Source organism: Vibrio sp. STUT-A11, from assembly GCF_026000435.1.
GTDB lineage: Bacteria > Pseudomonadota > Gammaproteobacteria > Enterobacterales > Vibrionaceae > Vibrio.
Map to the genome: position 1 here is coordinate 1,384,448 of NZ_AP026763.1, position 24,008 is coordinate 1,408,455.

Sequence of the window (24,008 nt, forward strand, 5' to 3'; positions counted from 1 at the left end):
CAGAGGCGTTTTTTATTCAATCTTGTGCTTTATCTCGGTTAGTAGCTGTTTAATTTCACGATTTTCTCGCCTTAGCTCAAGCACCTCCCGCTTGAGGTCATCATTGTTGTCACTGACCAGTTCATCAACGAACACTGCATTCGCTAGAGAAACCGCAATAAAGCCGCCGCTGACCAGGACGATGATGGTAAAGGCATTGACGCTGGCGTGCAGCAGGGGATGGCTGGTTTTATCGATAGAGTCCGGCAATGCACCCCAGTTCTCAATGGTAAATATCTCAAAGACAGTGTTGAGTGATGTCAATGGAGTACTAAAATAGTCGGGAACGCTGGTGGAAAACAGGATAAATCCAATCAGTGAAAAGAAGCACAACAGGCAGAAAAGCAGGATCAACACCGCTTTGGAGCTTTTGATCGCCCGAGCTAATCCGCTCAGAACTTGTGAGCCGTTCGGGATGATCTTGAACACGCGGATAACCGAGATTAACCTGAACACGCGTAAATAGATAACACTATCGATATCGGCGATAGGCATGGCGACCAGGCTGGCAACCAGTAAAAAGAAGTCAAACTGACAGGACGGGGACTGAAAATATCTCCTCCACGACAGCACGTGTACTTTCAAGAAAAATTCCAGCGAAAAATAGATCAAAACATAAATATCGATGTACTGAAATACGTGGTTTTCGTACAGGTGCTGCGTAAAAAATATTAGCAGTGAACTGATCACGACATACGATGAGAGTCGATCTAAGCTTTTTAAAGATATCGATCCTTTTGATAATACAAACATAAAGTTGATTCCTGACTTAAGGCAGTTATTTTATCATGAATTAGCTCCAGCTAAATAGCTGTTCCTAAATGTAATCCACTGGTGTGTAGAAACAAAAAGGAACTCGGTAACGTTTGAGCAATCTGAACTGTCGCCAAACATACAAACTCGCAACCGTTACCGAGTACGCATGATTCTAACATTGCCTGACAGCGCCGAGCGACGTCATATGATCAAAAAGATGCATAAGGATGAAGATCATACAGACAGCCAATAGTTCCCCCTTGAGATTCAGATAGGTAGAGATCAAGCAGTTCCTTCTTTCCGTCGATTTTCAGTTCTAGGATGGCGTGAATAGTTTTGCTTATGTAGCGTCCGTCTTCCTTGATTTTATAGTGGATAGCGTCAAGCTAAACAAAGGGATAGAGCACGTTGAGCGGTCGCTGTTGCCACTCTTTAAGCGGACTTCGTAACAGTGACTCGGTTCCGCTTCCATAGAAGTTAATTCATATTTTACTAAATTAAAAAGATAACTCGAATTGCCCTTATTCCGTGCTGGCAACTAGGAAGGAATCCTTCGCAGTTGCTTAAATCACCTTCGGCCTTTGTTGAGTAGACGACATCTGTTACCAAGTGTCGTCCCTCTAAGATGTATGGACTCCCTCTCTTCAGGGAGCTACGGTTGAAGTTGATCAAAACCTAACCAAGAGTCCATACAATGCAGAAATATAACGTTATAGCGATTGATTTGGCAAAAAATGTCTTTCAGGCTTGTAAATTAAGCCCACAGGGAAAAGTTATATACAATCGAGAAATAAACAGAACGAAGCTCAAAGAACTTCTAATTAAACAGAAGCTTTCATTAGTGGCAATGAAATCGTGTTCTAGTGCTCATTATTGGGCGAGATATGCAAAAGCCGCTGGTCATCAAGTCAAAGTGATCAATACTCGTGCGGTTAAGGGATTTCAAACAAAAAACAGATAAGAACGATGCTCTTGCAATTGACACCGCAGCATCTCTTGAGCATATCCATAGCGTTCGAGTTCAATATGTGGATGAGCAAGCAACGCCATCAATGGAACGAGGCAGAAATTTAGCTCTCACTCACCAGATAGCTCAAAGTAATCATATTCGTGGATTACTGCCAGAATTGGGGGGTATTCTACCCCGAGGATTAACCTCGTTAAGAGAAGGGATTCCATTTATTCTTGAAGATGCGGAAAATGGATTACCCGATCAGTTCAGAGCCGTACTTCTTCGGTTGTGGGAGCATTTGCTTATTCAGACAGAACATCTGGATGATCTGACTAAACAGCTAGAGATGGCAATTAAAGATAATGATGTCTGTCAGAAGCTAATAAAATTTGAAGGAATTGGTCCTATAGGGACTTTAGGTCTTGCTCTGCGATTAGGGAAAGGCGAGAACTTCTCAGGTGGAAGAAGTGCATCAGCCAGCATAGGCTTAACACAAAAGCAGCATAGCTCTGGCGGTGAAGAACGTATTGGGCATATATCAAAGAAAAGTGCCGACATGCGAATCCGTTCAACACTTTTTCAAGGAGCGCTTTCGGTCGTTAGCCTGGTAGTGAATCGCCCAGCTAGAACAAATAAAGAACAATGGTTAAAAGCATTAATAGAGAGACGTGGGAAGAAAGTTGCTGCGATTGCGTTAGCAAATAAAACCGTACGAACAGCTTACGTTCTTTTAAAGAATGATTCAGTGTAACGGCTAGATAAATTAGCTTGATATACCGAGCATAATCAACACAGAGCTATGGTAAAACATGTAAGACCGACCAGTAGAAGCTAGTTGGATTCTAAGGCACAATAATTCCGTTCTTAAGACAACTTAGCCTATTGGTGCGACTACATTTTAGGATGAGGTAGCTCCTCAAGAAAGCCCGTATATAAGAGCGCATCTATACTTATTTTTATTTTGTTTTTTTGTTGATTTGCCGAAGGAGTCCATATAAAAACCAGCGTGAAACTTTCATCGCACTAGGCTTAATCCTTCACGAAGGCGCCGATTGGCACCCAGCAACTTATAAAGCAGCAGAATCAGGTTCATTCCAAGAGTAATGGCATTGCCCAGGGATATCGCATGAGTAGATTTTTTGTAAACGGTAAGTGTTATCTTTGTTGGATTTCCTGTCGTGGTGATATACAAGCCCTAATTCAAGCGTTCAACAAACAACTAAAGTTCAACGGAAACCGTCATCGAGAAAATATATCGTAGTTAAGGAAGTGTAAAAAGTAACATTAATTCAACTCATGCGTTCGCCCTGCACCGGTATGTGTTCCCATCCCACCTTTTTCTAGTGTTTTTAAGTTGTTCTAAAAAGTGTAAGTGTGGAAGTGCTCTCAGTCCTTGTGCTGTAAGGCTTCAGGTGCGAAAGGAAAAATATTATTTCATATAAGAAAAAGAGAAAAGGTTGTCTCACCCAAAAGAGGAGTGAATAGAAGTGTTAACTGTAAAGCAGTTAACTTTTCCTATTCTGTTTGTTCTCTTTGTCTTGAGTAACTAATCATAAATAGTTCATATTTATTTTTAATGAGTTTAGGAAATGGCTTTTATCCATTTTTAAGCACTAATTTGCCTTTAAGCCTTGTAATGTAATGATTGAGGGGCTTTGTTTGGCTTTGATGTGATGGACGCACCTCCCTTCTAGCGTCGTTGTACCAAACTTATGGTGCAACCAGTGAGAACAGTAGGGGTAAAGAGTATGTCCATTAGAGTTGTCGGCATCGATATTGCCAAAAACCTCTTCCAAATATGTATATTGGATACTAACGGCCGGATTTTGTCTAATCGTAAAGTTAAGCGAGATAAGCTTCTTGATACTATCCGCCAACTACCGGAGAAAACCGCTCTTGTTATGGAGTCATATGCGACTTCACATCATTGGGGACGAGTTTTCCAGGAGTTAGGATATACAGTGGCTCTTATCCCAGCCCAGCATGTGAAACCATTTGCTGGCAGGCAAAAGAACGATGCTAATGATGCGCGAGCTATTTGCGAAGCCTCTTCCAGACCGGACATTCATAAGGTGGTACGAGATATACTAGCCTTCGCTGCCAATTCCGAAATCAAATACATGTGAGATTTGACCCAAGTGTTATTAGTATTTGGATAGTATGAACTGTAGAGTTGTAGACTTGTTTGAATTTTTCATCAACAGTGGCAGAAATAAGGTGTGGTTAGGACTGTGGATGATTTTGAGTTACTAGTCGGTCGCTGGCAGCCAGTGTTCAATACCGGAACTTATTTATGAATAGCTAAATTAGCAAATCCCCTAAAACAGAATCGTCCAAAAGTTAGTTTCGTGCCTTGTTAATATCTGTGTGATCAGAGTTTATTGTCATTTCCACAGTGTTTTTGGTAGCAATGTACCTTAAAAATGATCAAGCTTTAGCTTTTTATAGACCACGAATCGCTTGAAAAGGCACGCTTCCGATCAAAGTTTATTTTCCTCCGACAAACGTTGTTGGTCTCTTCCTGAATGGAAGTGGTAGAAATTGCCTTGGATCACCAGAAACAATACGGATCTCGCAAGAAGTGGAAAGAGGCTGCCGATTATAGCGGCCTCATAGGCTACTGACTTCGTTGCCGAATTTAGTTTAAGAGTAATGGTATCTAAATAGCCTGTTTTTAAGCAATATACTGAGTTTCGAGCATACCTAGCCTTGTAAGCTTTTTAACACGTTAATCGTGACGTCCCCACAACTTGTGCGTTGTAACTACGAAGAGTCAGCGGTGCTTCGAGTAGTTGCTGCAAACGACACTTGGCAGTTTCAGACAGTTAATCTTAGTGGTAACGATTACAATATTCGTGGCGACTTTTGGATGCTATGTAAGTTATATTTTGTCATTTGCGTGTGATTACTGTTAAATTCTCGTGAATTAGCCAGGTTTCGCCCGATTTTTCTACAAAAAACTTAAAATGTTTCTTTTTATTTAGTGGTAACGTTTACACTAATTTGAGTTTGATCACGGAACTGAATCGGTGTTGGTTGATAGACTTTTAACCATTGAAGAATTGGGCGTATCGACTTGGTGTGAATAACGCTGGCTCAGTGAGCATCAGGTCCGGTAACGAGCAGGAAGCAGCAACAGCGGAGAAGTAAAAGTGAGAGTACTTGTCACAGGTGGTATGGGTTACATCGGCAGTCACACATGCGTTCAGATGATTGAGGCGGGCATGGAGCCCATCATTGTCGATAACTTGTGTAACGCCAAAACAGAAGTATTGAGCCGTATTGAAGCGCTAGCTGGCAAACTGCCAACGTTTTATCAAGGCGATATTCGTGATGAAGCGTTTTTGGATTCGGTATTCGCTGAGCATGATATCCAAGCGGTCATTCACTTTGCAGGTCTGAAAGCGGTAGGTGAGTCAGTCGTCAAGCCATTGGAATATTACGATAACAATGTCAATGGCTCATTGGTGTTGGCGCGTAGTATGCGTAAAGCGGGTGTGAAGAGCATCGTATTCAGTTCCTCAGCAACCGTCTACGGCGATCCAGAAATCGTTCCGATCACAGAAGACTCACCAACAGGTGCAACCACTAACCCATACGGTCGTAGTAAATACATGGTGGAAGCGTGTTTGAGTGATTTGTTCAATGCTGAAAGCGATTGGAGCATCACTTTGCTGCGCTACTTTAATCCTGTTGGTGCGCATCCATCAGGCACCATGGGCGAAGACCCGCAAGGCATTCCAAACAACTTGATGCCGTTTATTGCACAAGTCGCGGTTGGTCGTCGTGAAAAGCTCTCCGTATTTGGTAACGACTACCCAACGCCGGACGGTACAGGTGTGCGTGATTACGTCCATGTAATGGACCTGGCTGATGGCCACATTGCGGCACTGAAAGCTGTGGGGCAGAAAGCGGGCTTGCACACATACAACCTAGGGACAGGTAAAGGTTCTAGCGTACTTGAAATGGTGGAAGCTTTCGGTGCCGCCTGCGGTAAACCTGTGCCTTACGAATGGTGCCCGCGTCGTCCGGGTGATATCGCCGAATGTTGGGCGAGCACAGACAAGGCAGAGCGCGAGCTTGGTTGGAAAGCAACACGCAGCGTTGCTGAAATGACTGCCGATACTTGGAATTGGCAATCTAACAACCCACAAGGTTACTAATTTTCATCCGGTGCAGTGCGTCGGACTAGTAAGAAGAATGAGTTGAGTAAGTAAAATGTCGAACGTTGAATTTAACCCAGTGGATCACCCACACCGCCGTTACAACCCACTAACGGGTCAATGGATTTTAGTTTCACCACACCGTGCAAAACGTCCTTGGAGTGGGGCGGATGAGAAAGCTGCGATTGATGAGCTACCAAGCTACGATGAGAAGTGTTTCCTGTGTCCGACAAATGAGCGTATCTCTGGCGATGTTAACCCAGATTATCAGGGCACGTACGTGTTTAATAACGATTTCGCTGCGCTGATGGTGGATTCACCAGATGCGCCAGAATCAGACAACCCATTATTTAAAACCCAAGGTGTACGCGGTTTGAGCCGGGTGATTTGTTTCTCTCCTGACCACAGCAAAACCTTACCTGAACTACCGGTAGACAAAATTCGTGGCGTGATTGATACGTGGAACGAGCAAATTGAAGAGCTAGGTAAAGAGTATGTTTGGGTCCAAGCGTTTGAGAATAAGGGTGAAACCATGGGCTGTTCTCAGCCTCACCCACATGGTCAAATCTGGGCGAACAGTTTCTTACCAAATGAGATTGAACGCAAAGAGCAAAACCTAAAAGCGTACTACCAGAAACACGGTAGCAATCTACTGGTGGATTACGTGCAGGCAGAGCTAAAAGATGGCTCCCGTATCGTCGTTGAAACCGAGCATTGGTTGGCGGTTGTCCCATACTGGGCAGCGTGGCCATTCGAAACCATGCTACTACCCAAAACACACATCCGCCGTATGAGCGAGTTAAGTGATGAGCAGCGTGATGACTTGGCGGTAGCGATCAAAAAGCTAACCAGCCGTTATGACAATTTATTCCAATGTTCTTTCCCTTACTCAATGGGTTGGCACTACGCCCCTTTCTTTGAACAAGGCACAGATATCGACCATTGGCAGCTTCACGCATTGTTCTACCCGCCACTTTTACGTAGCGCGACGGTTCGTAAGTTTATGGTGGGTTACGAAATGCTGGCCGAAAGCCAACGCGACTTAACCGCAGAGCAAGCTGCGCAGCGTCTGCGTGATGTCAGTGACTTGCACTACAAAGAACAATAAGCCCTCAAATTTAGGCTGATAACGAACAACGGGATAGCGCGACGATATAGATAAAAAGTTAGGTTCAGCGCGTTATCCCAACATTAACTTTAAGTTTTAAGAGTACGTCCCTATGTCTGATTTAATCCAAAATGTGAAAGCGTCTTTTGAGAAAGTGCTAGGCTATGCGCCAAGCCACATTATCCAAGCGCCTGGTCGTGTAAACCTGATTGGTGAACACACCGACTACAACGATGGTTTTGTACTGCCATGTGCAATTAACTATCAGACGGTTGTTGCGGCAGCAAAGCGTGAAGACAACCTAGTACGCGTGGTATCGGTTGATTACGATAACGCGGTTGATGAATTCGATATCACTCAAGAAATCACATTCCAAGAAGACAAAATGTGGGCAAACTACATTCGCGGTGTCGTGAAGTGTCTGTTGGCTCGTGGCTACCAGTTTACCGGTGCTGATATCTCTGTCAGCGGCAATGTCCCTCAAGGTGCGGGGTTGAGCTCATCAGCGGCACTGGAAGTCGTGATTGGTCAGACGTTCAAAGTGCTCTTCAACCTGGAAATAAGCCAGGCGGAAATCGCATTAAATGGTCAGCAAGCCGAGAACGAATTTGTTGGTTGTAACTGCGGCATCATGGATCAAATGATTTCGGCAGAAGGCCGTGAAAACCACGCCATGTTATTGGACTGCCGCAGCCTGGAAACACAAGCGGTTTCTATGCCTGAGGACATGGCAGTCGTGATCATCAACTCGAATAAAAAACGTGGCTTGGTAGACAGCGAATACAACACTCGCCGTCAGCAGTGTGAAGAAGCGGCGCGAATCTTTGGCGTTAAAGCTCTGCGTGATGTCACCATTGAGCAGTTCAACGAGAAAGTCTCTGAGTTGGATGAAATGGTGGCAAAACGTGCGCGTCATGTGATCACCGAAAACGACCGCACAGTCGAAGCGGCAAAAGCGCTCCGTTCGCATGATATTAAACGCATGGGTGAACTGATGGCTCAGTCGCATACATCAATGCGTGATGATTTCGAAATTACCGTCAAAGAAATCGACACCTTAGTTGAGATGGTGAAAGAGGTGATTGGCGAAGAAGGAGGTGTGCGCATGACCGGCGGTGGCTTCGGTGGTTGTATTGTGGCGTTGGTTCCACCTGCATTAGTGGATGAAGTGAAATCGACGGTAGAAGCTAAATATGAAGCTGCGACAGGTTTAACAGCGTCGATTTATGTTTGTAAAGCCCAGGATGGCGCAGGTCTGATCGAAGCGTTGTAAGGGCAGGCGATGAAAGAATATTTTGAACAATTAGAACAAGCGATGATTCAAACGCCATCGTTTGACGGTCAAGCGGCGAATCTGCTCCAGCTTACTAATGCAAATGGTATGACGGCATCGTTTATGGATATTGGTGCGACTTGGTTGAGTTGCACGCTGCCGTTAGATGGTGAACACCGTGAAGTGCTATTGCGCTCGCCAAATATGGCAGAACACATGAAGCAAGACGCCTATTTTGGTGCCATCGTCGGTCGTTTTGCCAACCGTATTGCAAATGGTCGATTTGAGATCGATGGAGAGCATTATCAACTTGGTATTAATAACGGTGAAAACTCGCTCCACGGAGGCTTGGATGGGTTCGATAAACGCCGTTGGAAGATTGCCGAACAAAGTGATCGACAAGTTGTTTTTACGCTTCGATCGCCTGATGGTGACCAAGGTTATCCTGGCAATCTCGATGTCAAAGTCACATACACGTTAACCGATGAGAATGAACTCGTTATTGCCTATGAAGCGAATACCGATAAAACCTCTCCGGTGAATTTAACTAACCACGCTTACTTTAACTTGGCGGGCGAGGCGAGCAACGCGAAAAGTTTGGACCATACGTTGCAGCTTAGTGCAGAGCATTACTTGCCAACGGATGCGGGTTTAATTCCTACGGGTGAACAAAAACCTGTCTCTGGTACCAGTTTTGATTTCACCGAGCCAAAACTTATTGGCCAGGCATTTCTTAGCGAGCAGGATCAGAAAAACGCGGGTGGCTACGATCACGCCTTTGTGTTCAAGCCTAAAGTGACCGATTGTGTGTCTGTTGCCGCGGTTCTTATTGCACCCAAAGAAGATGTGGTGATGAAGGTCAAAACCACTAAACCAGCCATACAGTTCTATTCTGGAAACTTTTTAGCAGGTGTGCCGGGCGCAAGCAAAACTTACGCGCTTTATGACGGCCTTGCCTTGGAAACGCAATACTTTCCTGATGGACCAAATAAACCAGAATGGGGACTCAACAGTGGGGTGTTGAGCTCAGGGGATTGCTATCAGCATCGAACCGTGTATCAGTTTGAATTTTAGATAGCATTTTTGGTGGGCTCTATGCCCACCTTTTTTTGATTCCTAGTCAATCGGATACAGATAATCAACAACGCTCAACAGAATTTCTGCGCACTAATGTTGGGCTGAAAATAATAGTTTCATCTTCAACCTGTTCATCACGTGACAGTGCTAAAGCTAAGCGGGCAGCACGTTCAGCCATCATCTCGATTGGATAGCGAACTGTGGTGAGGCGAGGATGAACAAAGCGTGCAATTAAGCCATCATCAAACCCCACCATCGATATCTTACTGGGTACTTCAATGCCGTTTTGATCTAATGCTGACAACGCACCCGCTGCCATATAGTCGTTGTAGGCGACAACGCCAGTCATCTCCAAAGATTTGGTTAACAGATTCGTCATCGCAACTTCACCGCCATCACTGTTTGGCTCACCGTACTCGATATAATTTTTTGATAGCTCAATGCCATGTTCTTTTAGTGCATCCAGATAACCTTGCAGGCGTTCATCTGTATCTTCAATATCCTGAGCAGAGGTGATACAAGCTATTTTTCGATGCCCGTGACGAATCAAATATTCCGTTGCTAAGAATGCGCCTTTGCGGTTATCAAGGGAAATACAACGACTGGCTAACTCGGGAATATGCCGATTGATCAGCACCATGCCTTTTACCTCTTTGGCGTAACCAATCAGTTCTTTATCAGACAGTCCTTTGGAGTGGATGACGATTGCATCACAACGACTATTGATTAGCAATTCCAGGGCTTGGCGCTCATCTTCAGGATTGTGGTAACCGTTACCAATAAGGATATGTTTGCCATTTTCACGCGCGACGTTATCGACTGATTTGACCAGTGTGCCGAAGAATGGGTCGGACACATCACTGACTAAAACACCCATCGTCTCAGTGCTTTGGCTTACCAGTGCACGGGCTGCTGCATTGGGTCGGTAGCCTAACTTGCCCATCGCTTTGGTCACTGCATCGATTGATGATTGACTTGCTTTAGGTGACTTGTTTAACACACGTGAAACGGTTGCGACCGAAACTCGTGCTTCTTTCGCCACATCCTTAATCGTTGCCATATAGAACCTTTAGTGGTTAAAAATTTTAACTGGAAGTATGAAACCCCGTTATGTAACAACTTAAATTAACCAGTAGGTTTGGGTTGTAAGCTTTGGATTTTATCACTTATATTTTAAATAGCTAATATTGTGGTAGCGTTTACATTATAGTGTCGGTGAAAAATAAATCTTGATCACTTTTCAGGTATATGAGGTCATGTTAGGTAGAGATAAGTACGAAAAACAGTGATCAACATTGATGAAATTGCTCGGTGATATTAGCTCTCTATACAGCTTACAGAAGAGCGCTTCACTAATATTGGTATAAACAGTTTAAATTCTGTACTTTCTATGGATTCCTTGTTGATTAACTTCAGCGAAAGCTTTACAGCTTCGTTTGCCATAACCTGAATCGGGTAACGGATAGTCGTAAGGCGAGGGTATATGTAACGCGCGATGTGACCATCATCGAAACCAATTACAGACATATCTTCGGGGATGCAAATGCCATTCTCTTGTAGCAGAGTCATACAGCCTGCAGCCATGTAATCGTTGTAGGTAGCGACGGCAGTGATTGGAAGGTTCTTCGCTACTAGATTCACCATGGCTTGCTCACCACCGGTTTCATCGGGTTCGCCATATTCAATATATTCTTCACGGATTTCGAGGCCATTGTCACGCAGAGCGTCCAGATAACCTTCTCGTCTGTCGCGAGCATCTTCAATATCGTGACTGGAGCAAATGTAGCCGATATGCCTGTGACCATTACGAATCAAATGCTCGGTAGCGATGTAAGAGCCTTTACGGTTATCTAATGCAATACAGCGAGAGGCAATCTCCGGAACAATACGGTTGATTAACACCATACCCGGAATTTCCTTTGCTAACTTGCAGAGCTCTGAGTCGCTCATCCCTTTACTGTGAACGACTAAAGACTCACATTGGCTGTTAATCAGCAAGTTTATTGCGTTCCGCTCTTTGGTCGCATCGTGATAGCCACTGCCGATGAGAAGTTGTTTTTCTTGTTCACTAGCGATGGTATCGATGGCTTTAACCATCGTGCCAAAGAAAGGGGCGGAAACGTCGTTGACTAACACACCAATCGCATTCGAAGATTTACTGACCAAAGCTCGAGCATTGGCATTCGGACGATAACCCAGTTTTTCCATTGCTTCTTTCACTGCAACAATGGCAGCTTCACTGGTGTGAGGGGCGTTATTTATAACGCGTGATGCGGTAGCAATCGAAACACCGGCTTCTTTTGCGACGTCTTTAATGGTAGCCATAGGGAACTCAGAATCTTTAATTTCAGCTATTTAACTATGAAGGCAGTAGGAACTCAATTAGTGAGATAAGAATAGTGACGGTGTTTCAAGGTTTTGTACTCATTATGGGTTTATTTGAATAAAAAATCCCCAAACCGGAGTTTGGGGATTGAAATGATAAAGGGTCTAGCTCGCCTTACTAAGCGGGCTGAAACGATACTCGGTATGCATAGTGATTGTCAGTAAGCTGGAATTCCTTATGTACGCTCGGACTCCAAGAGTCATCACCACCTACACCCATATGCTGATGATCCAGACGCAGATAAACCTTTTCTTCTTTGTCTATCTCATTGGTGTGCTTCGCTTCTGCCAAAGCGTGCTGTGCATATTGGCTAACGCTAAATTGGAAATCACCAGAAATGCTCAGCTCGTTAATTTCTAAATTCCGGGTACCACAGCGCAAGCCACTGTCGGTAGGGAAGATGTAAGGTGTGTGCATTTGGTCCAATGTTTGAGTGTGCAGACCGAATCGCGCAGCAGATAAACGATCCGGATAGTTCTCAAACGGACCTAAACCCTGCCACGTTACCGTGGTATTTTGCTCTTGTAGTGGTAATTGCATTTCCAAACCAATACGTGGCATAGGCGGTAAGTTATCCGCTAGTTTAACCTCAACGTCGAGTTGCATTTTGCCATCATTGTTTAGGGTATGAACCCAGGTTGTGATAGCCTGCACGTCTCCATTGAAGTGGTAGGCATAGATAGAGGTCACTTGTACGGCCTGCTCAAGTGTCTCGCTTTGGCAGGAGACACATTCACGTTCCCACTGACCAATACCAGCCATGTCCCATCGGCATATCCAAGCGTTAGGATCGACGTTGTCAACTTCACTGACGCCAATGTCGTTATCCAGCGGAGCACGGAAGAAGTTGTCTTGCGGCGCTGCCAGCATCTGCGCTTTGCCTTCTACTTGCCAATCAACCAGTAAGCCAGTGTGGCGATCCCAGCGCCATTGATACTTCTCGTCTAAGCTAACCACCAAAATTGCGTTATCTTGTTGAATCAAAGACGGAATTAGTTTGGGTTCCAGTTTAGGTATCACCAGACCCGCGTAGTTACGCACAGAAAATTGTTCTGTCGCGCAAACATGACCCGCAGGAGCCCATGGTGTCTCTTTGATTAAGGTAATGTCCGTGTTTAAGTGATACACAGCGCCTGCTTTTGGTTTGAAGCTTAGTTCGATTTCCAACAGGGCTTGGCTATTGGCTTCGATATCAAGCTGTGCTGAGCCAGACTGAATCACTTTGCCGTCTTCCAATAGTGACCAGTTCAGCTGTTCATTATCTGTGGAGCGGAAAAGGTTTTCATTGTTGACTAGCAGATTACAACGCTCTTTTGTTTGCTCTTGGAGAGACACTGTGATCATGCGCTGGCAATATTTTGCTTCTTCTAATGTTGGATGCACGGTGCGATCAGGGAATATCAGCCCGTTAATACAAAACTGGCGGTCATTAATTTCATCGCCGAAGTCACCGCCGTATGCCCAGAAGTGCTTGCCATTTTCATCCCATTGACTCAAACCCTGGTCTACCCAATCCCAGATGAAGCCGCCTTGTAGGCGAGGAAACTCGCGGAAAGCATCCCAGTATTCGTTAAAGCTACCTAAACTGTTGCCCATCGCATGAGCGTATTCACACAAGATAAGAGGACGTGTTTCATTTGGTAATGAAATCCATTTTTTGATCGGCCACTTAGGTACCGCTTCGTCTTCGATTACCGTATTAACACGTGCATACATTGGCGCAATGATGTCGGTAGCCGTAGTATTTGAGCCGCCACCTTCGTACTGGATAGGACGTGATGGGTCGTAGTTTTTAGACCAGGCGTACATGGCGTTATGGTTGCTGCCATGACCAGATTCATTACCCAAAGACCAGATAATGATAGATGCGTGGTTCTTATCGCGCATGACCATTTGCGTGTAGCGGCTCATATAGGCGTTTGCCCACTGAGGATCGCTCGACAGGCGGTTCATCGGCTGCATGCCATGAGTCTCAATGTTTGCTTCATCACACACATATAAGCCGTATTGGTCACACAACTCGTACCAACGAGGGTGGTTCGGGTAGTGGGAAGTACGCACCGCATTAAAGTTATGCTGTTTCATTAAACAGATGTCGCGAACCATGTCTTCCTCGGTCATCACATGTCCGAGCTCTGGGTGATGTTCATGGCGGTTCACGCCGCGAATCAACAGTGGTTGACCATTTAACTTCAGTTGCCCATCGGTGATCTCAACTTTACGGAAACCAACCTGGTAGGCTTCGCTTTCCAGATGTGTGCCGTTTTCGTCCAGTAGAGAGACAACAAGGCGATATAGGTTTGGTGTTTCTGCTGTCCACTTTTGCGGATCATTAACGTGCAGGGTTTGAAACACAACGTCATTCCATGAACCGCGCTCGTCAATCCGGCGATTATTTGGCGTGTCGATACGAGGTTTCGTGACGGCTTGCTCGCCATCAAATAACTGAACCTGAACTTGGTATGTGTCTGGCGCTGAAATATGGGTCACGACAGACAAAGAACCATCGCGATAGCAGGCGTCCAGATCCGGAGTGATGAACACATCTTCAATACAGTGTTGTGGTTTAGCTAATAAAGTCACATCGCGGAAAATACCGCTTAACCACCACATATCCTGATCTTCTAAGTAACTGCCATCACTCCAGCGGATCACCATGACTGCGAGACTATTCTCTCCTGAGACCAAATGAGGTGTGAGGTCGAATTCAGCTGGAAGGCGGCTATCTTGGCTGTAGCCAACCCATTTACCGTTACACCATAAATGGAAAGCTGAGTTAACGCCGTCAAAAATGATGCGTTGTGTATTTGTCAGTTCTTCGTCAGTAAGAGAAATCGTTGTGCGGTAACATCCGGTTGGGTTGTCTGCTGGTACAAACGGAGGTTTCACCTCAAATGGATATTTGACGTTGGCGTAAATAGGCTTGTCGTAACCTTGCATCTGCCAGTTTGAAGGAACAGTAATGTCATCCCAATGGGTATCATTGAAGTGTGTTTCGATGAACTCACCGTCGACCTGCTCTGGCGCTTCGAACAGCTTAAACTTCCACTGACCATTGAGAGATTGTCGCTGAGCTTGAATATCGTCACGGGCATGGTCAATATTGCGATAGCTAGAAAGCGGACTATGTGCTTTCATGCAGTGAATGTTCACTGATTGTGGGTTTTCCCAATCGCGTCGTTGAATAATATCTGAAAATGCCATCATGTTTCCTACTTAATTTTTTATAACTAATCTTGTTTCACTACGTCCATCACGCGCGTAATGATAAATCTCTGTATTTGTCTCGCTATTTAGCTAACTGCTGCACGAGATAGTCTTTTGCTTGGGTAATGCCTTGCTCTTCGGCTTTATTTGCGATTTCTGCTGCTTGTTTTACGTTGTTCTCTTCCAGAGCTGCATCAATTTGTTCACGGTAGTGCGACCAAGCTTGTGGTGATTCTGATACTGACCCGTGTGCAACTTCCACTTGTTGTTGAGCATCAGGATTCTTGCCGAGCTCTGCCAAAAGTGTCAGTACCGCATTATTGTCCGACGCACTGGTGGTAACGTCAATTACGCCAAATGGTTGGTATTCCGCTGTGAGAGGTAATTGCTTGTTGCCAATAATATTTTGTGAATCTGCGTAGACTTGTTCGGGATGAGTGCGGGTTAACTCTTTACCAAGCAGGGCATTATTTGACGCGATAACAATGTATTTCGCGCCATTCAGTTGTGGATTGATAGTGACGACGCTTTCAATGCGTTCTAATCCGCGCATTCCGGTCGTTTGGTAGTCAAACGTTTCAGCTGAGTAGTCAGAAATTAGCTGCCAATTGCCGTCATAAACGCGAATGTTCGCAGCAAATAGTGAATTGTTATCGATATAAGAGCGAACTAACAGTGAGAAAGGCGTATCTACGGTGATTCGGTAGCCCGTTACAGGAAGTGCTTGTGATGAAGCGGTTTCTGAACCCGATAAAGCCGCGGCACTCAATGTGGGCAAATTGGCGTCCATAACGACTTGCTGGTGGAAAGGCGTCGACAATGCCGTTAGGGGCAGAGCGTTGATTGATGAGCAGCAAGCCTGAGTGTTGAAGTCAGTATTGAAAGTTTGTTCTGGTAAGCTACTACACGCACCAAGAGACAGTGCCATAAGTAGAGTTGCCAACGGTTTTAATTTCATCGGTTTTGTCCTTTTACGGGGTGAGCAAACCTCTCACCCCATTGCGTTCAAAAATAGTAGCTTTGGTGCATTACCACCATGTTTCGACGTTAAAGCCGAATGTCACTTCATCTACGTCGCTCTTGCTTATGCTTTGAGAGTCGCCATAAACGTCACCGCCTCGGTTCCATTCATCGGTTTTTTCTGAGTATGTTGCGAATAAACGCAGAGATGGACGAGCCCAAACCCCTTTGCCAGCCTGGAACATCTGCGCCAGCGTGACTTTGTACATATCGTTGGTGCCTGCGCCGTTTTGTGCTTCTACTGACTCGTAACCCACTTCTAGTGCGGTCGCCATGTATTTTGTCCAGCTGTATTGAGTTCGGGCACCCACGCTAAACCACTTTTCGCCCTCGTTGTTATCCAGGTTTTTATCTTGGTAGGCGATGGAGTACATCACTTGGAAATCTTCGTTGACGTTAAAATCACCCGAGTTAAAAATTCGCCAGCTGTAACCATCGTGTTCTACTCCGGTGCTGTATTTACGATTAGAACCGCCTTCTGCACTCATTAAACCACCGGCAAGTGCGTCAGTGCCGTATTGGAATACAAATGTGTTTGAACCATAGTTCCAGGCTTGACGATAAAGTGCAGAAAACATTGCGCCAGAAGTGGTGATGTCACTCTCGTCGTAGCTTGAATTTTGGGTGAAAACATAGTTTAGACCGACGGTAAGATCCGCGCTGTCGCTTAATTCGATGCCACTCAAGCGTGCATCCAGATTGTGTAAGCTACGTCCATCTGCACTTGAATTTGGCGCCATCCATGCAAAATGGCCTTTAGCAAAACCGAGATCCCAGTTTTCAATACCGATACCAGTACTTGAGGTATCCCAGTATTTAATGTCGATCATATGTACTTCATGACGGCGGTAGAAACGTTCACCCGCCCAGATGGAAGCATTTTCTTGGCCGTCAAACAGTCCGTAACCGGCTGACCACATTTGGATCACACTCACGTCACCCCAGCTTTCACCACTGCCAAGGTAAAGAGTGGTATCAAAGTACGCATCGCCTTGTTGCCATACGTCGGCTTTTACCCCCGCTTCCCACCAGTTCAGCTCATTACCCAAACGGTAATTACCATAACCTTGGCCTGCACGAATCACGTCGTTCCGTTCGCCTTTACCATCGTTGTGTTCGTCATTATCGGTGTAGATATTGCCCCATTTGGCGTAGCCAAAGTAGGTCACGTTTTCCACTGCAGCCATACTAGCAAGCGGTGCTAGGGCAAGGGTAATCCCAAGCGCTCTTACAAGCGTCTTTTGTTTCATGAAGTGTCTCCATTCTATTTTTATTTATGGATTTATTTTTTTATTTGAGTCCTAACTCGGCGAGCAGTGTAAATAAACTATGGAAACGTTTTCATGATCGGATTGGCATTTTTGTCTAAATGGTGATGTTATTGCTATTTAGTGTGATTTAGATCGCTTTATTGGCTTATTTTAATGGGGTTTTGACGTGTTTTATGTGGAAGCGTTTACGGGTTGATGGCGTATGTTGCTTGGGTTGTTAGGAAGGCAAGTTTTCAGGGAGGGTTTTGGTGAGTGCAATAGGATGAAAGAGAGCCCAACTGAACTCAATTGGGCATATGAGACAAGGAAGTATAAACAACAAGTCGTTCGCGGCGTAATGCACACGGCGGCGCGCTGAATTGTCAAGCTGGGATATAAAGTTAGGACCCAAGAGAGACACTTCATTATGAATCTCGAAGCATTAAGAATACGAGTGTCGCTTGATCACTGCAAGAGTTTGAAGGTTTAACTGCGTGGTCTTTAGGCTTATTTGCATATTTGTCTGTAAGTTATATAGATTTTTTTGCTTTAATTACAATTGGTTATTGTGTTTTTCTGTCAAATTTTACAACAATAAAATCTTACATTCTCTTTCTGATTTGAGTTAAATATAAGAGGGTATTAGGCCAAATGACGCTCGCCTCAGTATGAAAAACTTATTTGTAAACGTTTCCATGATTTGGGGCTGGCTCACAGATTATTTTGTTCTTTTCATTATGATGCGACGTAAATTTCAGTTTCAAGGTAAGACAAGATGACGGAAAAAACGCTGATTGAGCTAGCAGGTAAACAGACTCAACTGATCGTAGAGTTGGGTGAGTATGCGGAGATCCTACATTGGGGACAGAAGGTAAGCGGTGATCTGGAAGGTTATCGTGTCACTCTGCAACGTCCGGTACCTTATGGACGTTTAGATAAAGACGTATCCATGACTCTGAATCCTGAGCTTGGTCGCGGAGTGTTCAGTAGCCCAGGGGTGGAAGGTCATCGCGATGGGCAGGATTGGGCGCCCGTATTTGTCATTACCCGAATCGAACCGAGTACAAACTGCATTGCTATCGAGAGTGAAGACGCTATTGCTGGCCTGCGCTTAAAGACCATTTTGCAGATGGATGAGCATGATGTGGTCAAGACCCGTCACACGCTAACCAACATCAAAGCGGGGACGTATCATGTCAATCGTCTTGCTAATACACTTCCGTTGCCAGCGAGAGCAAATGAGTTGATGACGTATTACGGACGCTGGGTACATGAGTTCCAGACTGTCCGTCAACCTTTAACTCAGGGGGGTACCAACAAGAAAACCGCCGCGGTCGTACCTCTCATGAGCATTACCCTGCACTTGTTGCTGGTACGGCTCACTTTGATGAAATGAATGGTGACGTATGGGGATTCCACTTTGCCTGGAGTGGAAACCACAGATTGCGCGCGGATGTGAAAGCTGATGGACGCCGCTACATGCAGGCAGAGGTGATTTATCTACCGGGTGAAGTAGCGCTGGAAGAAGGTGAAAGCGTGACTACGCCTTGGCTGTACGCAAGCCACAGCAGTGCAGGTTTGAATGGCATGAGCCATCACTTCCATTCTCACGTTCGCGATGCGATTTTGCCAAGCAACTTTAGCGACAAGCCTCGTCCGATTCACTTGAATACATGGGAAGGTATTTACTTCGACCATGATCCGCAATACATCATGTCGATGGCCACTCAATCGGCAGAAATGGGGGTAGAGCGATTCATTATTGATGACGGCTGGTTCAAAGGTCGCAATGGCGACAAAGCAGGGTTAGGGGATTGGTTCTTATGTGAATCCAAGTACCCAAATGGTTTGCAACCGATTGTTGACCACGTAAATGTACTAGGTATGGAGTTTGGTTTGTGGTTCGAACCAGAAATGATCAACAAAGATTCTGACTTGTACCGCATGCATCCAGATTGGTTACTTGCAGTCGATGGATACGATCAGCCGACAGGTCGCAACCAGTATGTGATTAACCTGCAAAATGATGATGCCTTTAACTTCTTGTTCGAAAGATTGGATCATTTCCTGTCAACTTACAACATTGCTTATATCAAGTGGGATATGAACCGTGAAGTTGTTCAGCCTGGTCACCTTGGTCGAGCGGCAGCGCACAATCAAACTCGACGCTACTATGAGTTAGTGGATAAAGTACGTGAAAAACATCCACAAGTTGAGATCGAATCTTGTGCGGCTGGTGGCGGCCGTATTGATTATGAAGTACTAAAGCGTACCCATCGTTTCTGGGCTTCAGACAACAATGACGCGCTTGAACGTCAAAGCATTCAACGCGGTATGAGCTACTTCTTCCCACCTGAAGTGATGGGAAGCCATATCGGAGCCAGTCATTGTCACAGTACGCGTCGTCGTCACTGTATTGAATTTCGCGGGCTAACCGCTCTGTTTGGTCACATGGGTATCGAGCTCGATCCAGTGAAAGAAGAACAACAAGAAAAGCAGGGGTTTGAGCGTTACATCAGGCTACACAAAGTATTGCGTCCGTTGCTACACAGTGGCAGAACATGGCGAGTACCAACGGATGATAAAGCACATCAAATCCATGCGGTTGTTGCCGAGGATCAATCCGAGGCCGTGGTAATGATCGCTCAGCTTGCTATGCTGACCAATTCACTCAGTGGACATTTACGAGTTCCTGGGTTGGATCCTGAGGGGATATATCGCGTTTCTGTGTTAGATAAGCCTTCGAATTACGATGATATCGTTAATTATCAGCCCCTATGGACAGAGTCCGATTGCGAACTCTCCGGTGCTTGGTGTGCAGAAGTGGGATTAACCATGCCTATTTTAGATGCTGAAACGGCGATGTTGGTGAAGTTTGAACGCGTAAACGCATAACACCGCATCGCCAGATCTTAATTTATTTTATCATGCCGTACAGACGTAAAGTTTGTGCGGCTTTTTGCGTGCACTTAAAAACGTATCCATAAAATCCTTTTATTGGCTTTAATTATAAGATGTTGATAAATAACAGACAATATGATCATTCATCCAAATAAAAAGACAAAACTATTGCTCTATGTCTCATTTTGAAAACTTGTTTGTAAACGTTTCCATGAAGTGGTTATGGATCACAGTAAGGCATTATCTGTGTGAGTAACATTATCATCGAAATATAAATACAATACGTCGACGTTATGGATTCTAGTTAGGGGAATACATGGCAGTACGGCACTAAGGAACGATTATGTCTGATAAAATAACGCTACAGACCAAGGCTTCATACGGTCTTGGTGCACTTGGTAAAGACTTTGCCTGTGCTCCTATCTATATCTTCTTAATGTTTTACTTTACTGATGTGGCAGGTTTGTCTGCAGCATTTGTTGGTACCATCTTCTTGGCGGCTCGTATAGTAGATGCAGTCACCGACCCGATGATGGGCGTGATCGTTGATAACACGCGCTCTCGATTCGGTAAATTCCGCCCATGGATTGTGATCGGCACGTTATTAAACGCGGTTGTGTTGGTTGGTCTTTTCAGCACTCACATGTTTGAAGGTACGGCACTGTACATCTATGCTGCGGCGGCTTACATCTTGTGGGGTCTAACCTACACCATCATGGACATCCCTTATTGGTCAATGATTCCAGCGCTATCTAGCTCTCGCGAGGAACGCGAAAAGTTAGTCGTTTGGCCGCGTTTATTCGCTAGTCTTGCTTGGTTCATCACTGGTACTTATGGCTTACATATTGTGGGTAAGTTAGGTAACGGCAACCAAGGTGATGGTTTCTTTAACGTGGCAATGCTGATTGCGGTACTGTTTGTTATGAGTGCATTCCTGATTGCGCGTAACGTAAAAGAAAAGGCTGCACCTACAAACGCAAAAACTGCAGAAAAATTTAACTTCAAAGATGTGCTGGCCATTATTGGTAAAAACGACCAGTTAAAAGCTTTGATCGGTACGGTTCTTTCATTCCAAATCGCAAACCTTTTGGTTGGTGGCTTTGCAATTTACTACTTCTCTTACGCGTTGGGTGATGCTGAATTGTTCCCCGTGTACATGATGGTAGCAGGTGTGGCTGAAGTTGCTGGTGTATTCTTATTTCCTCGTATCGCAGCGGCTCTTCCACGTAAAAACTTATGGCTCATCGCATGTGGTTTTCCTGTTGTTTCTTGTGTACTACTGCTCGTTATGGGGTTTGTTGCTCCAGCGAATGCGCTCATGATTGGTATGGCTGGTGCTGCGATTAAGTTTGGTGTGGGCATTGCAAACGCACTGCAAACGGTAATGCTGGCTGACGTCGTTGACTATGGTGAGCACAAAACAGGCCGTCGTAGTGAAAGTGTTATTTTCTCAGTACAAACCATGCTGGTGAAATTCGCGGGTGCAGCTGGTGGTTTCATTGTTGGTGTCGGTCTATCGATTGTTGGCTATGTACCAAACGTTGAACAATCAGAAAGCACGATTATGGGGCTTGAATTTATGATGATTGGTTTGCCTGCAATCATGATGATCATCAGCGGTATTATTTATCGACGTTACTACCGCTTACACGAAGGCTTTATTAAAGAAGAGCCTCACTCAAATGGACGCGTTGAAAGTGTTTCAGTAGAAGCTTAGTCTTTTCAAAGTACTGTTGGCGAAAAGTTTATAGTTATAACGGGAGGCTATTTAGCCTTCCGTTTCTTTAGATGCGTTATGCCTTTGTTGTAATGACCCATTTTTTAAAATGGAATGAATTAGCAAATATCAAGGCCTGTAGTGGTACGGAGTAGCAATTTCATTTATATGGCCTCCATTTCTGTTGTTTAGTTTATCCTTGTCGATTAATTAAACTGATTCTAATTAACTGAACGGCAGTCTGCATATCAACCTACGAAGTCTTGGAGTTTTCCGCTAAAGAGGATTGCTGGTAATTACGGTGCAGTCTAATCGTGCTCGAACGTAATTTGACTTACATTTTCCGATGTCTGCAAAGTCATCTTAGTATTGTAAGGACTCACTAGCCTTTTGTTGGATGTGAAAGTTGGGAGCTGGTCAAGTTGATTATTTGAATTGATAATAGCTATAACAATCATGACTGACGTGGTTTGGCCCACATTCTAAAATCGCATTTTATTAAAGTCGCCAGCTTTGATTGAACTAAACTCAGGTTATCCGAAGCAGGCAAGGCGAAGACATTTTACAGAAGACATTCCACAGAAGACATTCCAACGAGCTAGCTCATTTATGCCCCAAACCGTTTCAGAACGCGTTGTTTTGGCGATAGAACTATCTAATGTGCAAAATATGCACATTGCTTGTAAATCAACTATCGAGTATTCCTCGGCAGTTGAACTGTCGCAATATTTGCAACAGTTGCCTGAGCGAAGGGATAGTTCAGTTGTTGCATTATCAGCAACAACTGCCATCGCGTCTAATTGTCCAACAGCCTGTTGGACAAACTCTAATAACTAATTGTTCAAGAGGTTCTTGCACAAACGGTACGACAGAATCGCTTGGTGATCACCGTTCTTGCACAAACGGGCTGGCGTATTTATGCCCCAAGACGTGCTACGCTCCCTTGTAATAGCTTCCCAGGGCTCGCACTAATTGGGCTAAGAGCGACTTATTGCGATTATTCTAATGTACCCTGCACAAAGTTGCTTACGCATTTACTCAAAAGTCTATTGATCTTCCATTTATGATGTGGCTCACGGGCAGAATCTGCGACCATTGAGGGGGAAAGCGCTTTAACCCCCTAATTATCAAGATCTTTTATTATCCTTCTCTGTTACTTCCTTTCGATGTCTCTTCTTTGTTTTTACTTCATTTTTGTTTCAAACATAAATCCCCGAGCAAAACAAAAAAGGTAGTGCTCAAAGTCACATTAATTCTTTGGTTCTGCGTAGGGTTATGCGTCCAATCACGTTCAATATTGACGTCGATTTATTTTATTTTGGTGTTGGATTTTAATTGAACACAACCAAAGACAAATAACCGAAAGGAAAGAAAAATGAATCGTGTATGTCGCAATATGGCGAGACTCATTGACTTGAGTGCTGTCCAAGCTCAAAACACAGAACAAGATATTCTGGCGTGTGCCGAGCTTGCAAAGCAGTACAACATTATCTCTATCCATGTGCTTCCAAACTGGACCTCTTTTCTATGTGAAGAGCTAAAGGGCTACCCAGAAGTGATGATTGGTGGCCCTGTTGGCTTCCCTTCAGGTGGTGTAGCAACGTCGACAAAAGTGGCTGAAATTCATCAGTTAATTGCTGACGGTGCGCGTGAAGTGGATATGGTTGTTAACGTTGGTCGTGTACTTTCTGGTGATTATGATTACATTGAGCAAGAGCTAAAGGCTGCGGTAAAAGCGGCGCACCCTGTGCCAATCAAAACCATCTTAGAAACTCATTATCTAAATGAAGAGCAGATTCGCAAAGTAACAGATATCGCAATTGATGCCGGCATGGCGTGGATGAAAACCGCAACAGGTTGGACACCGACAGGTGCAACCGTTGAAAACTGCGCAATGATTGCCGATCAAGCAAAAGGCCGCATCGCGCTCAAAGCATCGGGTGGCATTCGCTCACTAGAATTGGTCAAACAATTATATTCAGTGGGTGTGCGCCGTTTTGGTCTGAGCATCAAAACGACAAAAGAAGTATTAGAGCAATTAGAAGCTAACCCACAATTATTCCCTGAATTAGATCACGACTAATCACAATGCCATGAATCGTATTTTCGATACGATTCATGGCATTTGTAATAAGTGACTCTATCGCCTCCTAAATAAC

At 44.7% G+C, this 24,008-nt stretch carries 14 protein-coding genes and 3 pseudogenes; 10 read left to right on the forward strand and 7 right to left on the reverse strand.

The window, feature by feature from the left end; genetic code table 11:
• Positions 1-12: 12 nt before the first annotated feature.
• Together OO774_RS06660 and OO774_RS06665 are read right to left on the reverse strand one after the other, a co-directional pair.
• A complete protein-coding gene (locus tag OO774_RS06660) occupies positions 13-792 on the reverse strand; it encodes an ion transporter (protein WP_264905706.1) in 780 nt (259 codons plus the stop codon).
• A gap of 260 nt (positions 793-1,052) precedes the next feature.
• Positions 1,053-1,232, reverse strand: a pseudogene (locus tag OO774_RS06665) (transposase); the annotation flags it as partial.
• 257 nt (positions 1,233-1,489) lie between these two features.
• Here OO774_RS06665 and OO774_RS06670 point away from each other — a divergent pair.
• The 7 genes and pseudogenes from OO774_RS06670 to galM all read left to right on the forward strand — a co-directional run bounded on the left by OO774_RS06670 (position 1,490) and on the right by galM (position 9,365).
• Entirely contained in the window at positions 1,490-1,756 is a 267-nt protein-coding gene (locus tag OO774_RS06670; protein ID WP_264905708.1) for a transposase, read from the forward strand.
• Positions 1,722-2,498 (forward strand): IS110 family transposase, encoded by a 777-nt coding sequence (locus tag OO774_RS06675; protein WP_264905710.1) that lies wholly within the window; start codon positions 1,722-1,724, stop codon positions 2,496-2,498. Before OO774_RS06670 ends, OO774_RS06675 begins: the two co-directional genes overlap by 35 nt.
• A 997-nt stretch (positions 2,499-3,495) precedes the next feature.
• A pseudogene (locus OO774_RS06680) lies at positions 3,496-3,822 on the forward strand (transposase); the annotation flags it as partial.
• 1,077 nt (positions 3,823-4,899) lie between these two features.
• A complete protein-coding gene (galE, locus tag OO774_RS06685; RefSeq protein ID WP_264905711.1) occupies positions 4,900-5,910 on the forward strand; it encodes a UDP-glucose 4-epimerase GalE in 1,011 nt (336 codons plus the stop codon).
• A gap of 55 nt (positions 5,911-5,965) precedes the next feature.
• Entirely contained in the window at positions 5,966-7,018 is a 1,053-nt protein-coding gene (locus OO774_RS06690; RefSeq protein WP_264905712.1) for a UDP-glucose--hexose-1-phosphate uridylyltransferase, read from the forward strand.
• Positions 7,019-7,130: 112 nt separating this feature from the next.
• Positions 7,131-8,291 carry a galactokinase gene (gene galK / locus OO774_RS06695; protein WP_264905713.1) on the forward strand — a complete coding sequence of 387 codons (1,161 nt, stop codon included), beginning with the start codon at positions 7,131-7,133 and terminating at the stop codon, positions 8,289-8,291.
• A 9-nt stretch (positions 8,292-8,300) separates the two neighbouring features.
• Complete coding sequence (gene galM / locus OO774_RS06700) at positions 8,301-9,365, forward strand: galactose-1-epimerase (RefSeq protein WP_264905715.1); 1,065 nt, start codon at positions 8,301-8,303, stop codon at positions 9,363-9,365.
• A 64-nt stretch (positions 9,366-9,429) separates the two neighbouring features.
• On the opposite strand, the gene OO774_RS06705 is transcribed toward galM, so the two are convergent.
• The 5 genes from OO774_RS06705 to OO774_RS06725 form a co-directional block, all read right to left on the reverse strand.
• The gene (locus tag OO774_RS06705) at positions 9,430-10,428 is read right to left on the reverse strand and encodes a substrate-binding domain-containing protein (RefSeq protein ID WP_264905717.1); all 999 of its coding nucleotides are present in this window, start codon (positions 10,426-10,428) and stop codon (positions 9,430-9,432) included.
• 257 nt (positions 10,429-10,685) lie between these two features.
• Positions 10,686-11,693 carry a substrate-binding domain-containing protein gene (locus OO774_RS06710; RefSeq protein WP_264905719.1) on the reverse strand — a complete coding sequence of 336 codons (1,008 nt, stop codon included), beginning with the start codon at positions 11,691-11,693 and terminating at the stop codon, positions 10,686-10,688.
• A 178-nt stretch (positions 11,694-11,871) separates the two neighbouring features.
• Complete coding sequence (locus OO774_RS06715; RefSeq protein WP_264905721.1) at positions 11,872-14,961, reverse strand: beta-galactosidase; 3,090 nt, start codon at positions 14,959-14,961, stop codon at positions 11,872-11,874.
• Positions 14,962-15,043: 82 nt separating this feature from the next.
• A complete protein-coding gene (locus OO774_RS06720; protein WP_264905723.1) occupies positions 15,044-15,919 on the reverse strand; it encodes a MalM family protein in 876 nt (291 codons plus the stop codon).
• 70 nt (positions 15,920-15,989) lie between these two features.
• A complete protein-coding gene (locus OO774_RS06725) occupies positions 15,990-17,231 on the reverse strand; it encodes a carbohydrate porin (RefSeq protein WP_264905725.1) in 1,242 nt (413 codons plus the stop codon).
• Between the two features lie 775 nt (positions 17,232-18,006).
• On the opposite strand from OO774_RS06725, the pseudogene OO774_RS06730 reads away from it, so the two are divergent.
• From OO774_RS06730 to deoC, 3 genes and pseudogenes are all read left to right on the forward strand, one after another.
• A pseudogene (locus tag OO774_RS06730) lies at positions 18,007-20,126 on the forward strand (alpha-galactosidase).
• Positions 20,127-20,475: 349 nt separating this feature from the next.
• Positions 20,476-21,849, forward strand: coding sequence for a melibiose:sodium transporter MelB (gene melB / locus OO774_RS06735; RefSeq protein WP_264905727.1), 1,374 nt, complete (start codon positions 20,476-20,478; stop codon positions 21,847-21,849).
• A gap of 1,375 nt (positions 21,850-23,224) precedes the next feature.
• Positions 23,225-23,932, forward strand: coding sequence for a deoxyribose-phosphate aldolase (gene deoC, locus OO774_RS06740; RefSeq protein WP_264905728.1), 708 nt, complete (start codon positions 23,225-23,227; stop codon positions 23,930-23,932).
• The last annotated feature ends 76 nt before the right edge of the window (positions 23,933-24,008 follow it).